Source organism: Myroides odoratus, assembly GCF_965118575.1.
In the GTDB taxonomy this organism is placed as follows: Bacteria; Bacteroidota; Bacteroidia; order Flavobacteriales; family Flavobacteriaceae; genus Flavobacterium; species Flavobacterium odoratum_B.
In genome coordinates this window covers 1-15,176 of record NZ_CBCPHW010000016.1, presented here as the reverse complement: position 1 = coordinate 15,176, position 15,176 = coordinate 1, and the positions used below count along the sequence as shown (strand labels likewise).

Here is a 15,176-nt window from a genome sequence, read left to right as displayed (position 1 = left end):
TATTATTTTTTTGAAGGTGATAGTGTGTTGGCTGCTGCATTTGTTGCTGGAAGAATTTGCATGCCATCTTGTAGTTTTTCAAAACCTTTTAGAACGATGCGATCACCCGCTTTGAGTGCTGTCCCAATTAGATATTGATGTGCTGTACGGCCAATAATATCAATTGATTTTTTTACAACTTTATTCGTGGAGTCTAGATAAAATACAAATACTTTATCTTGAATTTCTACCGTTGATTCTTGAGGTACTAATAAAGCATTGGCGTGTGGAATGTTCAGTTGTATTTTTCCAGTATTGCCTGAGCGCAAAATTCTTTTTGGATTAGGGAAAGTAGCGCGAAGTATAATTGCACCCGTGTTTTTGTCAAACTGTCCGTCGATTACATCGATAACTCCTGTTTCTTCATAAATGCTTTTATCCGCTAGTTCTAAACGAACAGCAGGAAGGTTTTTTATTTTATCCTCTAAATCGATCCCAATGTTTTGGTTCTTAAAATGGATAAAATCTAATTCCCCTAATGAAAAATAAACATAGACCTTTTCTACATTTGACAAAGTGGTAAGTGCTTCTAAATCGGCGGGATTCAATAAGCTACCTTGGCGTTTTGGTAATCGACCAATATAGCCCGTAACAGGTGCCACAATTCGGGTATAGTTTAAATTTATTTTTGCATTTTCTACCAAGGCTTGAGCTTGTTCTAGATTGGATAAAGCAATTTTATGTGCAGTTTGAGCGGTTTTTAACTGGTAATCAGAAACAACTTTATTTGCTACTAGCGGCGTTAATTTATCAATCTCTAATTGGGTGTTTAATAGGGTAGCTCTTGCGGCACTTGCATTGGCTATTGTGCTGTTTAGTTGCTCTTTAAACGGTAGGTCATTAAGCTTAAAAAGCAATTGTCCTTTTGTTACATAAGCGCCTTCATCTATATGCACACTTTCTAATATACCGCCAACTTGCGGTCGAATTTCAATGTCTTGAATTCCTCGTATAGAGCCTGGATAAGCATTTGTCGTGAAGGCTTCACTAGTCTCAAGTGTAAGCACTGGTACTTGTGGAAGAGCGGTTTCTTGAGGCGTGTTTTTTTCTACACACCCTTGTAAAAACAAGGTTAAAAGGAAACCAAAAAGAAGTGTTTTTTTCATTGTATAAAGAATGATTTTTAAGTAATTAAACAAGGTTATATTATCTAACATTGTTAAGTTGAAGGTTGAATAACTCCCATAAAGAATGTACCGATTATACTATAATCGAAAATTAAAAAAAGGAGAGTTGTTAATAAAACGAAGCTATTTAATCAGATTAAATAATATAACATCGTTAAGTAAAAGGGAGAGAAAAACCCAACATAGAGGTTAATTTAAAGGTGTGATACATGGTATACGGAAGGATTTTAGTTTACTGTGTTAAAATACCTAACAGCGTTAATTTTTACGCGCAAATAGATAAAGATTTAGAGTTGAAATTTAAGGAGTTAATTTTCCAGTGTGCAATGAATTAATAATAGCATTTACCGCATCTTTAAAGATTTGCTCGTTTGTGTTATCTGCTAAGCCATTTCCAATTAGATTAATCGATATTAATCCATGGATAACCGAGAAGAAAGTATAATATTTTAGTTTGACTTCCATATCGGTAGGTTGCTCCTCTTTCATTACTGCTTTAATCGCGTTGTTTAGTAAGTTATACGGATTATCAGAGTTAGAAGCGAAAAATTCAGCACAACATTTCATTTCCACGCCATACATAACTTGATACAGCTCTTTATTTTCAAAAGCAAAATTCCAAAAAGCAATCCACATCGCCTCTAAACGTAGAGTAGGGTCAGTGTGGGACTGTTCAGCGTCTTTAAGCTTATGGGATAAGGTAAGAAATCCTTTGTTCGATAACTCTTGTAAAATAGCAAGTTTGTTGGAAAAGTGTTCGTAGATGATAGGAGCAGTATATTCAATGCGATCTGCAATCTTACGCATGTTTAAACCTTCCCATCCTTCTTCTTTCACAATCGCATACGCCGCATCGAGAATACTAGTTTTAGTCTCTTCTTTTTGTCTTAAAATACGATCTTTACTTGCCATAATTAAATTATCTAACAACGTTAGGCAAACGTACGTTTATTTTTTTATTTGATTTAATAAATTGTAATTTTTTTATTTTTTTTAACGCTTTTTGTTTGTAAAGTATTGTTTTATAGGAGTGTACTGTTATAGCAGTATACCATCAGAAGTTAATATAATTTGGGATTATAGTTCTCTGGATACTTTGCCATTTTGGGAGAATAGTAGGGTGCAATTTCATCTAATACTTGCTCAAAGGACTTGTCGTCGACTTTAATTAATTTTAGAATTCCACACTGTTTTTTCTGATAATCGGCATAACACAAGGCAATCGGAATATTCGCTTGTTTCGCAATGTGATAAAAACCTTGTTTCCATTTATCAGAATAGGAACGGGTGCCTTCTGGTGTATTGATTAAAGCAATTTCATCCGTTTCTTGAATGATCTGTACTGCATATTCAACTAAATTTTGACTTTTAGTTCGGTCTACACCAATACAACCAATTGCTTTGAAGAAAAAACCAAACCACGATTTGGTGTAATAATCTTTGATGAACATTTTAAAAGGCATCCCCAAAATCCAAAAACAAGCGAGACTATAGTAGAAATCCCAATTGGTAGTATGGGGTACACAAATCAAAATACTTTTTTTTTCGTGTCTAAAAGATTCATCGTGAACGACTAATTTCCATCCTGTAATAGCTAACATGAATTTACCAAGTGCTTTCTTCATTGCATTGAATTAAAATGAAATACAAAAGTAAATTATTTTTTATTACCAAATAAAAGGAAAGTGGATTCTCCTTTTACAGAATATAGAATGCAAAAAGGCTATCCATTTGGATAACCTTTTGTGTTTTATATCTTGACTAAACGATTAAGCTTTTGGATCTGGTCTATACGCCTTATCTTCTTCTTCTCCTTCTGTAGCTACCAATACCATGCATTCTTCTTATCGCTACTGCAAGCGAAGGAAGAAGCACAGCTAAGCTATAAATAGTTCCAAGTATGATTAAATGGATTAATGTGCTTTTAGCCAATTTTCTCCAATGCCAAGATCAACAACTAAAGGAACGTCTAATATAAACGCATTTTCCATCTCTGTTTTGACCATAAGCTGAAGTTGTTCTAGCTCGTCTTTATGAGCATCAAACACAAGCTCATCATGTACTTGTAGTAACATCTTAGATTTCCAATTCTCATTGGTTAGTCGTTTGTGAATGTTTATCATGGCAATTTTAATGATATCCGCGGCACTCCCTTGGATAGGTGCATTTACAGCATTTCGTTCTGCGGCACTGCGCACGACTGCATTTTGAGAGTGAATATCTTTCAAATACCTTCTTCTACCCAAAATAGTTTGCACATAGCCATGCTCTCTCGCAAACTCGATTTGTTGAGCAATGTAATCTTTTAGTTTAGGGTAGGTTTCGTAATAGGTGTCAATTAATTCTTTACTCTCGGCACGCGATAAATTAGTTTGGTTACTCAATCCAAAAGCAGAAACCCCATAAATGATTCCAAAATTAACCGTTTTAGCATGACTTCTTTGCTCTTTGGTTACCTCTTCTAAAGGAACATTGAACACATTAGCAGCAGTAGAACGGTGAATATCTTCTCCTTTTTTAAAGGATTCAATCATATTGGGCTCTTGACTTAATGCCGCAATAATGCGTAATTCAATTTGAGAATAATCGGCTGCTAACAATAGATAATCTTCATTGCGTGCTACAAATGCTTTGCGAACTAATCGCCCTCTTTCTGTGCGAATTGGAATGTTTTGTAAGTTTGGGTTGTTTGAACTTAAACGTCCTGTAGCCGCCACAGCTTGCATATATTCAGTATGAATGCGATTGGTTGTTGGATTAATTTGCTTCGGTAGCGCATCTACATATGTATTTTGTAGCTTTATCAATTGACGCCAATTTAAAATATCTGCTACAATTGGGTGTTTCGGAGCCAATTCACTTAGAATTTCTTCGCCCGTAGCATATTGCCCCGTTTTTGTTTTCTTTGGTTTTGTACCTCCAATTTTTAATTTTTCGAAAAGAATCTCTCCTAGTTGTTTGGGTGATGCTAAATTGAATTCTTCTTCTGCACTGTGATAGATCGCTTGTTCCAGTGATTTAATATCATTGTCTAAAGTTGACGATAACGATTGAAGAAAATCAACATCTAATCGAATACCTTCAGTCTCCATATCTGCTAATACGGATACCAATGGAATTTCAAGGTCTCTAAATAATTTAATAGTGTGTGTAGCCTCTAGTTGAGGTAAGAATACTTGCTTTAACTGAAAGGTTACATCCGCATCTTCACCTGCATATTCTTTCGTCAATTCAACATCAACCTCGCGCATTGATTTTTGGTTCTTTCCTTTTTTTCCAATTAAGGTTTCAATGGATTGGGGGCTGTATTTTAAATACGTTTCTGACAATACATCCATGTTATGACGCATATCAGGGTTAATCAAATAATGGGCGATCATCGTGTCAAACAGAGGATGATTGACCAGGATGCCATATTGTTTTAAAACTTTGATATCATATTTTAAGTTTTGACCAATTTTCTCAATGACTTCCGATTCGAAAAAAGGCTTGAAATGTTCTAGTGTAGCAAGGGTTTCAATTTTATTGTCTGTCAGAGGAACATAATAAGCCGTTCCTTTTTCATAAGAAAAGGAAATACCAACTAGCTCTGCAGTTAGAGGGTCTAAGCCTGTTGTTTCTGTATCAAAACACACACTTTGTTGTTGCATCAACTGTTGCATCAATAGGCGGATAGCCATTGGTGTTTGAACCAACTGATACACGTGTTGCGTGGTTTCTAAGGTTTGATAAGGCGATTGAAAGGTCGATCCTTCAGCACTATCAAATAAAGAAAACTGCTCGTCTTGTGCTTGTGTTGCAGCTGTTGGTATAGCAGTCGCTGTTGATGAAGGTTTGGAAGAGAAAATTTTGTCAAATTGCTCTTTCATTCTTCTAAATTCCAATTCAATGAATAAGGCATCTGTTTTTTCAACATCGGGTTGTTCTAAAATATAACTGTCAGCGTGAAACGTTACTGGACAATCCAATATAATCGTAGCTAGTTTTTTAGAAAGTAATCCTTTCTCTTTATTGGCTTCAATGTTTTCTTTCATTTTTCCTTTTAACTCATGGGTATGAGCTAAAAGATTTTCCATAGAACCGTATTCTTTGATGAATTTTTTAGCTGTTTTTTCACCAACGCCTGGAAGCCCTGGAATATTGTCTACTGCATCTCCCATCATCCCTAAAAAGTCGATGACTTGTATCGGATGATCAACTTCAAACTTTTCTTTTACTCTTTCGACATCCCATATTTCAATGCCATTGCCCATTCGTGCAGGTCTATACATCACAATATTTTCTGAAACAAGTTGTGCATAATCCTTATCAGGAGTAACCATGAACACTTTAAAATCCTCCTTCTCCGCTTGTTTAGAAATAGTTCCAATTAAATCATCTGCCTCAAAACCTGAAACTTCAATAATTGGGATATGCATCGCTTTTAAAATCTCTTTGATGTACGGAACTGCAATCTTAATTGCTTCAGGTGTTACGTCTCTATTGGCTTTATACTCTGGAAAAATAGCTAAGCGATCTCGACTTCCTCCATTGTCAAAAGCAACTGCTAAATGATCGGGATTTTCTCTTTTAATAACATCTAAAAGTGAATTCATAAACCCTAAAATAGCAGAAGTATCTAATCCTTGTGAATTGATTCTTGGATTTTTAATCAGTGCATAGTACCCTCTAAAAATTAAAGCATACGCATCTAATAAAAAAAGACGTTTTTGTTGAGCCATTGAATGATGGTTTTATTTAATATTGAATGAAGTTCAAAGATAGTGAATTTGTTTTTCCTAGGGTATGGATTCCTTAAAGTTGACCTTGAAAAGCAATGAGAAAGAAAAATACTTTACTAGACTTATTAATGTTTGTTAAAGATTTTTTTATACTTTACACAAAAAACTAACTTTGTTGTTTATAGCTTATTAGAATGTGGAATTTAATACCCTTAGTATTTGTTTTAGCCCTTGCGGAGTTTTATACTTTTCAGGCGGTCAAACAAATTACTCGTCAACGTTTTTTTAGAATACTTTACCTACTTTGTTCAGCGTTAGTTGTTGCTTATATTGTATATGGTTTTTCGCGTTTTGATCGGTCATCGGGACAAAATCATCAATCCATGTTAGCTGCTGCTCTGATTATTCTATTTTATCTGCCGAAAGTACTAATTACCCTTTTGCTTATTTTAGAAGATGTAATTCGAATCATTCGTGGAATTGTTCAATATAGTAAACGAGAAAAAACCGTTGATAAATCCTCTTTTTTACCAGAGCGAAGAAAATTTATTACCCAATTGGCGTTTGGTATTGCAGCGATTCCTTTTGCCTCTGTCTTATATGGTATTACAATAGGTCGTTATAAATTCCAAGTACATAAGCATGTTTTAACTTTTGAAGATTTACCCGATGCTTTTGATGGATTTACCATTACACAATTATCCGATATTCATTCTGGAAGTTTCGATAACCAAGAAAAATTGGAATATGCAGTTGATCTTATTAATCAGCAGCAATCCGATATTCTTTTGTTTACGGGAGATTTGGTAAATAGTTTAGCAGGAGAAATGATTCCGTGGTTAGAGGTTTTTAAAAAAATAGAACAACATCCATTTGGAAACTATTCTATTTTGGGAAATCACGATTATGGAGAATACATCGAATGGAAAACAGAAGAAGAAAAACAACGCAATTTTGAAGCTATTTGCAAGTTGAGTCCCGCACTAGGGTTTAAGTTACTGCGCAATGAAAACGTACGACTGCAAAAGGGAACGGATAGTCTAGTAATCGTTGGTGTAGAGAATTGGGGCGAACGCGCTCATTTTATGAAATATGGGGATTTAGATCAAGCAACAAATGGGGTTGATGCTGAGGATTTTAAAGTTTTATTGAGTCACGATCCTTCACATTGGGACGCTAAAATATTAGAACATCCTAAAAACTTCCAATTAACGCTATCCGGACATACACATGGTAGCCAATTTGGTATTGAAATCCCTGGCTTTATCAAATGGAGTCCTATTCAATATGTGTATAAACAATGGGCAGGATTGTATGAAAAATTAGGAAAAATGATTTATGTGAATCGCGGATTTGGGTATCATGCTTATCAAGGAAGAACAGGGATATGGCCTGAAATTACGGTGCTTGAATTGCGCAAGAAAAAATAGTTTATTTTGATAAAATATAATATTTTTGTAAGAATAGGTTGTTAAAGAAGAAGTAAAATCACTAACTGAAAGTTTTATGTCAAAATTCGGAGATTTAGTAACAGCAGACGTACCTGTATTGGTCTATTTTTATGCACAATGGAATGATGCTTGTACCGCAATGGACGCTGTAATTTATGAAGTTGCATCCGCTCGAGCAGAGCAATTGCGTATTGTAAAGATTGATGTAGCAAAAAATAGTGAGTTAATAGATGCCTTGCGAATCAAGAAAGTACCCACTATGTTGTTGTATAAAAAAGGAGCAATGGTTTGGAGACAAAGTGGGGTAATGGAAGTAGATGCTTTAATTAGTGTTACAAATACCTTATAAAACGGAAAAGGTATATCCTTCTTTCTTCAAGTATTCGATGAGCAAAGGAAGGGTGTACTTCAAATTTTTTTCTGCTTTTACACTATCGTGAAAAACAAGTATACTTCCTGGTTTTATTTGTTTAATCGTCCGTTTTAAACAGTTTTGTGGACTAAGGGTTGCCTCGTAATCTTTGGTGATGATGCTCCACATGATAATTTCAAATCCCTCTTTTACTAAATAATCCCCTTGTTGCTTTTTTATTTTCCCATACGGAGGGCGAAATAAAAGGGTAGGCTGTTTGGTGTGTTTTAAAACCTCCTGTTGGCACAAGTCAACATTAAGCACATATTCCTCCAATGTACTTTTCCACCCATTCAAATGGTTGTAGGTGTGATTGCCTATTTGATGTTGTTCCGCAAGAATACGTTGAAATAGCTGAGGGTGTTTTCTAATATTATCACCAATACAAAAAAAGGTAGCTTTAATCTGTTGCTGCTGTAAGAGATGCAATACCCAGGCGGTAACTTCAGGAATAGGACCATCGTCAAAAGTTAAGTAAACAACTTTGTCTTTGTGGTTTTTGTGCCACGTGTATTGGGGAAAGAGAAGGGGTAATAGACGCATATATCAAAGATAAAAAAAAGAGTGATTCAAAACAAATTGAACCACTCTTTCACTATGGATGTGTTGATGTGTTACTCTATTCCACCACCTAAGGAACGATACAACTGAACTAAAGTAGTAAGTTGTGTTAATTCCGTGTTGATGTAGCTTAATTCAGCATTAAGTGCACTTTCTCTAGCAGTTAATACATCTAGATAAGTAGCCATCCCTTGAACTAATAATTCTTCCGAATACTGCGTAGCTAATTGATACGCTTCGTATTCTTTTTGCTTTAAATCTAATTTCTCAGTAGCACTATCATAAGTGTATAATGCATCAGAAACCTCTTTAGAAGCCGTTAAGATTGCTTTTTTATACTCCAAGTACGCTTGTTCTTTTTTAGTTTGAGCTACTTGATGTTGCGTTCTTATTTGTCTACCGTTTAATAAAGGTTGAGTTAAACCGCCAATGAAATTAGCAAATAAAGAACTTGTATTGAATAGATCATCAATATGAGCACTTTGAAGCCCACCATTTGCAGTTAAACGCAAAGAAGGATAAAAGTTAGCTCTCGCAACATTTGTCATCTCAAAAGCATTCACTAAACCATATTCAGCAGCTCTTACATCTGGGCGGTTACCCAATAATTGCATTGGAATTCCAACAGATAGATTGGCATTGACTTTTTGATCGCTCAATTTAGCTCTGTGAATCTCACCTGGTGTTTGACCCATTAAAATACTAAATGTGTTTTCAGTTAATTTAATGCTGTTGTTTAGATCAACTAGTAACGCTTGTGCATTATATAACTGCGCTTGGGTTTGTTTTACTGCAATTGCATCAACTTGTCCTGCCTCTTTTAATGCATTAATCGTCTCTAAACTGTTTTTTCTATTTGCAATCGTAAGTTCTGTAATTTCTTTTTGCTTATCTAAAGCAACCAATTGGAAATAAGTCGTAGCAATAGTAGAGATTAGTTGTGTTTTTATTGCTTGTTGAGCAGAAACAGTTTGCAAGTAACTCGCAGCAAAAGCTCTTTTGTTACTTCTCAATTTCCCCCATACATCTAATTCCCAGGCAAACTGACCCGTAATATCTACTTGATCTGTTTTTGTTCTATCTCCACCGCCCATAAGTTGACCCATTGGCGTGTTTTTAGACATAATTCCATGCGTGTAATTGGCACCTAAACTTAAGGTTGGAGCATAACCCCATTTTCCTTGTTGCATATAAGCATGAGCTGCATTGATATTCTCAATGGCAATACGCATATCTAGGTTATTTTCTAAACCAGTTTCAATATATTGAATTAAAGTTTGGTCAGAGAATAACTCCTTCCATGACAAAGTTGCCATGGAAAGGGAGTCAGGTGTATTGTTACCTCTATATTGTTCCTCTTGAATTACATCAGGTCTATCGTATTTTTTTGCAACTATACAAGATTGCATAGTAAGGCCTAATACTACAACAGGAATCGCTCTGTATATATATTGTTTTTTCATTTTATTCAGACTTAATTTCTTCAAATTTGATTGGTTTGATTTTCTCTTGAAGATATTGGAATATCGCATACAATACTGGAATTACGAAAACCCCAATTATAGTACCAATCAATAAGCCAAATGCTGCACCTGTACCGATTGAACGGTTTCCCATATAACCAACACCACCTGCAAAAACCAAAGGCATTAAACCTAAGATGAAAGCAAAAGAGGTCATTAGAATAGGACGTAAACGCGCTTTAGCTCCATTAATTGCTGATTCTATTATCGACTCACCGTGTCTTCTACGTTGAACTGCAAACTCTACAATAAGAATTGCATTTTTCGCGAGTAGTCCAACAAGCATGACCAGGGCAATCTGGAAGTAAATGTTGTTTTCTAATCCTGCAATTTTTTGTGCAAGGAACGCTCCCATAATACCCGTTGGTAAAGATAAAATTACCGCAAAAGGCAACATATAACTTTCATACTGTGCAGATAATAAGAAATAAACGAAGATTACACACAATAAGAAAATTACAATAGTTTGTGAACCCGCACTAATTTCTTCACGAGATAATCCTGTAAAGTCAATACCATAACTTGCAGACAAGTTTTCTTGGGCAACCTCTTGCACCGCTTTAATCGCATCTCCAGAACTGTAACCTGGTTTTGGAGCACCTGTAATATTAGATGAGGTAAATAAGTTGTAACGGTTAATAGACTGTGGACCATACACTTTGTTTAAATTAACAAACTGCGTAATTGGAGCCATTGCGCCAGAATTTGTTCTAACGTAAATTTCACTTAAGCTATTTACGTCTGAACGGTATTCAGGTAAAGATTGAACCATTACACGGAATTGCTTACCAAAACGGGTAAAGTCTGCCGCATAGATTCCTCCAATATAGCCTTGTAGAGCAGAGAAAATATCACTTACTAAAACACCAGATTCTTTTGCACGTGCTACATTCAATTCTAATTCATACTGGGCATAGTTTGTATTAAATGAAGATTGCGCATACATAATTTCTGGACGTTGCATCAAAGCACCTAAATACTCTTTTGATTTTTGATCAAAATCAGCTAATGAACCTCCTGTTTTATCTAATAATTTTAATTCAAAACCAGAAGACATACCAAAACCTGGGATACTTGGGGGTTGGAAGAAAATCATTCTTGCATCTTGGAATTGTGTAGCTGCTAGACCGAATAATTTTCCAATTACAACGTCAGTAGCTAACTCGGGTGTTTTTCTTTCTTTGAAATCTTTCAATTTAATCATGGCCATACCATAGTTTGACCCTTGACCGTTAATGAAAGAGAATCCAGATATTACCGTTACTCCCTCAACTCCAGGGATTTGTTCTACTATTTTTGAGAATTCTCTCTGAATGGCTACCACACGGTCTTGAGATGCACCAGCAGGTAATTCAATGTTACCCATGATAAAACCACGGTCTTCATTCGGTACGAATCCGGTTGGCATTGTTTTACCAGCAAAATAAGTTACGCCTAAACAAGCGATTAAAATAATGAAAGTTACCCATTTGTGTTTCAATAAGAATTTAAATGAGTTTCCATATTTTTCTGTGATGCTATTAAAAGCAATATTAAAAGCTCTAAAGAAACGTTGTAATAGGTTTTTTCTCTTTCCATGGTCTACTACGTCATGGTGTCTTAAGAATAAAGCACATAAAGCAGGACTCAAGGTAAGGGCGTTTACGGCAGAAATTAAAATGGCAATAATTAACGTAATACCAAATTGTTTATAGAATACCCCTGTTGGTCCACTAATAAAGGTTACAGGAATAAATACCGCAGCCATTACTAAAGTAATCGAAATAATTGCTCCTGATATTTCGTCCATTGTACTCTTACTTGCTTCTAAGGCATCTTCTCCTGTGGCTTCCATTTTGGCGTGGACGGCCTCCACCACAACGATGGCATCATCCACCACAATACCAATGGCGAGCACTAAAGCGAATAGCGTTAATAAGTTTAAGGAAAACCCAAATACATTCAAGAAGAAGAAGGTACCAACAATCGATACAGGTACTGCAATTAATGGAATTAACGTCGATCTAAAATCTTGTAAGAAAATATATACAACGAAGAATACCAAGATAAAGGCTTCAATTAAGGTTGTAACAACTTTGCTAATGGATGCATCTAAGAATTCGTTCGTATCCATTAACACAGTATAGTGTAATCCTTTAGGGAAGTTTTTAGATAAATCCTTTAATTGCGAATGTAGATTTTTGGTAATTTCTTGGGCGTTTGATCCTGGCGTTTGATAAATTGCCATGGCAACAGCAGGATGTCCGTTTAATTCCGAATTTCCTACGTATGACATTGCCCCAAGTTCAATTTTTGCTACATCTTTAAGCAAAAGGACTTGTCCGTTTGCTAGGGACTTAATTACAATATTTTCATATTGTTCTTGCGTTTTATACTTACCGCTGTATTTGATTACATATTGGAAGGCTTCTGCATTGTTTTCACCCAATTGTCCCGCAGCAGCCTCTAAACTTTGTTCGTTTAATACACCAACAACATCAGCAGGTACAAGACCATAAGCTTTCATTTTTGAAGGCTCAATCCAAATACGCATCGAATAGTTACGTGAACCAAAAGCGGATGCATCTCCAACACCACTTACACGTTTTAACTCAGGAATAACGTTGATATTCATATAGTTTTGGATGTAAATCGCATCGTAGTTTGGGTTGTCAGAATAGAAAGAAAGGAACATCAAAGCACTCGTTTGTTGCTTTTGAGTTGTTACTCCAGAACGCGTTACCTCTGCAGGTAAAAGCGGTGTAGCACGAGCTACACGGTTCTGAACGTTTACTGCCGCAATATCAGGGTCTACCCCTTGTTTAAAGATTACTTGAATACTCGCACTACCATCATTACTGGCAGTAGAAGTAATGTAATCCATGTTTTCCACCCCGTTAACTTGTTCTTCAATCGGGATGATAACACTTTGCATTACAGTTTCAGCATTCGCTCCAGGATAACTGGCGTTAATCTGTACTGTTGCAGGTGCAATATCAGGGTATTGCGTTACAGGAAGTGCGGTTAAACCCAGCACCCCTAAGATTACTATTAGGATAGAAATAACTGTTGATAAAACAGGTCTTTCAATAAAAGTCTTTAACATAGTTTAGAATGTTGGTTTGATGCTTTCGTTGATCGATTCAAATGAAGTTGGTGTTGGTGTAATAGCGGATCCACTGCGTAAAGTACCTAATCCAGTACCAACGATGGTTGTTCCTTTTTCAACTCCAGATTTTACAATTGCCAATTTGTTTACGCGATCGATTACTTCAATTGGCGTTGCTTTTGCCGTGTCATTTTCTACTTTATAAACATAGATTTGACCTTGTTGCTCAAAAGTAGAAGATTCTGGTACAACTAAAGCATCTTTATAGGTTTGTGGAATTAATAAGGTACCACTGTTACCATTACTTAAAATGCGCTCTTTGTTTGGAAATGCAGCACGTACTTGTACCGTTCCCGTTGTTGGATTAATTTGACCGCTGATGGTTTCAATTTTTCCAGGAGATTGATACGTCATACCATTAGCCAAAGTTAATTTTACCTCAGGTAAGTGAGCTAATTTCTCTTTCAATGTATTGCCTTCAATTTTTTCTAAGAAATTGAAATATTCTTTTTCATTCATTGAAAAATAAGCAAATACTTCGCTATCATCAGAAACAACGGTTAAAGGTGTTTGATCGTTAGGAGAAATTAAAGTTCCCTCACGGAAAGCAATCGCTCCAACGATACCATCAATAGGACTTCTTACAATAGAGAAATCGATATTAGCCGTGATGCTGTTATAGTCTGCTTTGGCTGCGGCTAATTGACTTTTTGCACTAGCTAAATTGGCTTTAGCTGTTTCTAATTGGATATTACTAATAATTCCTTTTTGTACAAGAGGAACTAATTTGTCAACATTTACTTGGGCTACATTTACTTGTGCTTCAGCATTTCTAATAGCAGCTTTTCCTGCATCAGCATTTTGGGTTAAAACATTGGTTTCAAGACGGAATAAAGGTTGCCCTTTTTTTACGATAGCGCCTTCATCAACATATACTTCTTGTATGTATCCTGTTATCTTGGCGCGAACGCTACTAGTAACTTTACCTTGTAGGGTAGTTGGATAAGAAGTATAACCAACTACATCTTGTGTTGGAACTTGAACAACTTTGTAAGGCATTGCGCCTTGACCTCCTTGTGCTTGATCTTTATTACCGCAAGAAATTACGGCAAATGATAGAGATCCAAGAACGATAGTATGCAAATAACGTTTCATATAAATTACTGGTTTGTACTTTTTAATTTTTCTATGGTGTTTGTTAACTGAATTTTACTGTTTTCTAAATGGTCAATATAGAGTTTCATTTTCGCTTGACAATTATTGGAATTGATTAACCCCTCTTCAGCATAAGTCTTGAGTTTTAAAGTTAATACTTGTTCTCGGTCTAACATTGTTTTGATTAACTCTAAACGGGTCGTAATGAAATTAGCGTTTAAACGAAAAAAACGCTTTCTCTCATCGATTTTATTAAAATGCTCTATTTGATTGTTACTGATTAATAAATTTAAACTTGTAGATACAGAGCTTTTGCTTGCACTTAATCGCTCTATAAGTTCTTCAAAAGTTACCCCCTCTCTGTTGTTGTTGAACATGATGTAGGTGTAAATCTGCGCCGTTAATGGTGAGAAATGATAAACCACTTCATGATGTGCACAGAAGTCTTGAAATAAATCGACTAGTTTTTGATCATATTGCATGATATACTAAATTCTTATAATAATTAATCCTCTGCAAAGATATGGTTAGTTTTGTTCTTTCCGAACCAATCAGACTTAAAGTTCTCTTAAATTATTTAGATGGCGTCTACATAATATGGCAATCCAGTGTTAAAATAGATTGAAGAATAGGGAGATTTTTTTATTTTAGGTTATTTATGGTATAATTCTTAAAATAGAATTCATTTTTTTTGGAAATTAAATGGTACGGGCTGATTTTGTTGTTTATTTTTAAATCCAAGAGAAGGGATTTAAGTAGTTAAAACTCTTATTTCAGGATATTTAAAAACCGTTTATCATGCGATGATTCTTGTTTGAACAGGTATGTGGAAGGGGAATAGTAAGTAATATTTGGTTGTACTGACAAGTGCAATTATCGGAGAAGAACAAGGTAGAAGAGGGGTATTTTAGGTTGTAAACGTAGAGATATCTCCTTGATATTGTGCTAGAAGAAAAATAAATGGATTAAATGCAAAAAAATATCTTTTTATTTCTTGCATAAAATTTGAAAAATACCTTATATTTGCATCCACAATTGCGGAAGTAGCTCAGTTGGTAGAGCTCCAGCCTTCCAAGCTGGTTGTCGCGAGTTCGAGCCT

Annotated in this window: 11 protein-coding genes; 2 read left to right on the top strand and 9 right to left on the bottom strand. The window is 35.4% G+C overall.

All coding sequences use genetic code 11. The annotated features are described in order from the left end of the window. Positions 1-2: 2 nt before the first annotated feature. From ACMHJ2_RS13320 to polA, 4 genes are all read right to left on the bottom strand, one after another. On the bottom strand, positions 3-1,145 hold the full coding sequence (locus ACMHJ2_RS13320; RefSeq protein ID WP_413513353.1) for an efflux RND transporter periplasmic adaptor subunit: 1,143 nt from the start codon (positions 1,143-1,145) through the stop codon (positions 3-5). 321 nt (positions 1,146-1,466) lie between these two features. Further along, positions 1,467-2,078, bottom strand: coding sequence for a TetR/AcrR family transcriptional regulator (locus ACMHJ2_RS13315; protein ID WP_413513352.1), 612 nt, complete (start codon positions 2,076-2,078; stop codon positions 1,467-1,469). 149 nt (positions 2,079-2,227) lie between these two features. Then, a complete protein-coding gene (locus ACMHJ2_RS13310) occupies positions 2,228-2,791 on the bottom strand; it encodes a 1-acyl-sn-glycerol-3-phosphate acyltransferase (protein WP_413513351.1) in 564 nt (187 codons plus the stop codon). 288 nt (positions 2,792-3,079) lie between these two features. Beyond that, the gene (polA, locus tag ACMHJ2_RS13305) at positions 3,080-5,887 is read right to left on the bottom strand and encodes a DNA polymerase I (protein ID WP_413513350.1); all 2,808 of its coding nucleotides are present in this window, start codon (positions 5,885-5,887) and stop codon (positions 3,080-3,082) included. 194 nt (positions 5,888-6,081) lie between these two features. Here polA and ACMHJ2_RS13300 point away from each other — a divergent pair, with 194 nt between their 5' ends. Both ACMHJ2_RS13300 and ACMHJ2_RS13295 read left to right on the top strand, forming a co-directional pair. After that, complete coding sequence (locus ACMHJ2_RS13300; RefSeq protein WP_413513349.1) at positions 6,082-7,317, top strand: metallophosphoesterase; 1,236 nt, start codon at positions 6,082-6,084, stop codon at positions 7,315-7,317. Between the two features lie 76 nt (positions 7,318-7,393). After that, the gene (locus ACMHJ2_RS13295; protein WP_413513348.1) at positions 7,394-7,687 is read left to right on the top strand and encodes a thioredoxin family protein; all 294 of its coding nucleotides are present in this window, start codon (positions 7,394-7,396) and stop codon (positions 7,685-7,687) included. On the opposite strand, the gene ACMHJ2_RS13290 is transcribed toward ACMHJ2_RS13295, so the two are convergent. The 5 genes from ACMHJ2_RS13290 to ACMHJ2_RS13270 all read right to left on the bottom strand — a co-directional run bounded on the left by ACMHJ2_RS13290 (position 7,682) and on the right by ACMHJ2_RS13270 (position 14,559). After that, positions 7,682-8,293: a polysaccharide deacetylase family protein gene (locus tag ACMHJ2_RS13290; protein WP_413513347.1), complete on the bottom strand. Its 612-nt coding sequence runs from the start codon at positions 8,291-8,293 to the stop codon at positions 7,682-7,684. The genes ACMHJ2_RS13295 and ACMHJ2_RS13290 overlap by 6 nt on opposite strands. A gap of 71 nt (positions 8,294-8,364) precedes the next feature. After that, positions 8,365-9,774 carry an efflux transporter outer membrane subunit gene (locus tag ACMHJ2_RS13285; RefSeq protein WP_413513346.1) on the bottom strand — a complete coding sequence of 470 codons (1,410 nt, stop codon included), beginning with the start codon at positions 9,772-9,774 and terminating at the stop codon, positions 8,365-8,367. A 1-nt stretch (position 9,775) separates the two neighbouring features. Continuing rightward, on the bottom strand, positions 9,776-12,919 hold the full coding sequence (locus ACMHJ2_RS13280; protein WP_413513345.1) for an efflux RND transporter permease subunit: 3,144 nt from the start codon (positions 12,917-12,919) through the stop codon (positions 9,776-9,778). A 3-nt stretch (positions 12,920-12,922) separates the two neighbouring features. Beyond that, entirely contained in the window at positions 12,923-14,077 is a 1,155-nt protein-coding gene (locus tag ACMHJ2_RS13275; protein WP_413513344.1) for an efflux RND transporter periplasmic adaptor subunit, read from the bottom strand. 5 nt (positions 14,078-14,082) lie between these two features. Next, a complete protein-coding gene (locus ACMHJ2_RS13270; RefSeq protein ID WP_413513343.1) occupies positions 14,083-14,559 on the bottom strand; it encodes a transcriptional regulator in 477 nt (158 codons plus the stop codon). Positions 14,560-15,176 lie beyond the last annotated feature (617 nt).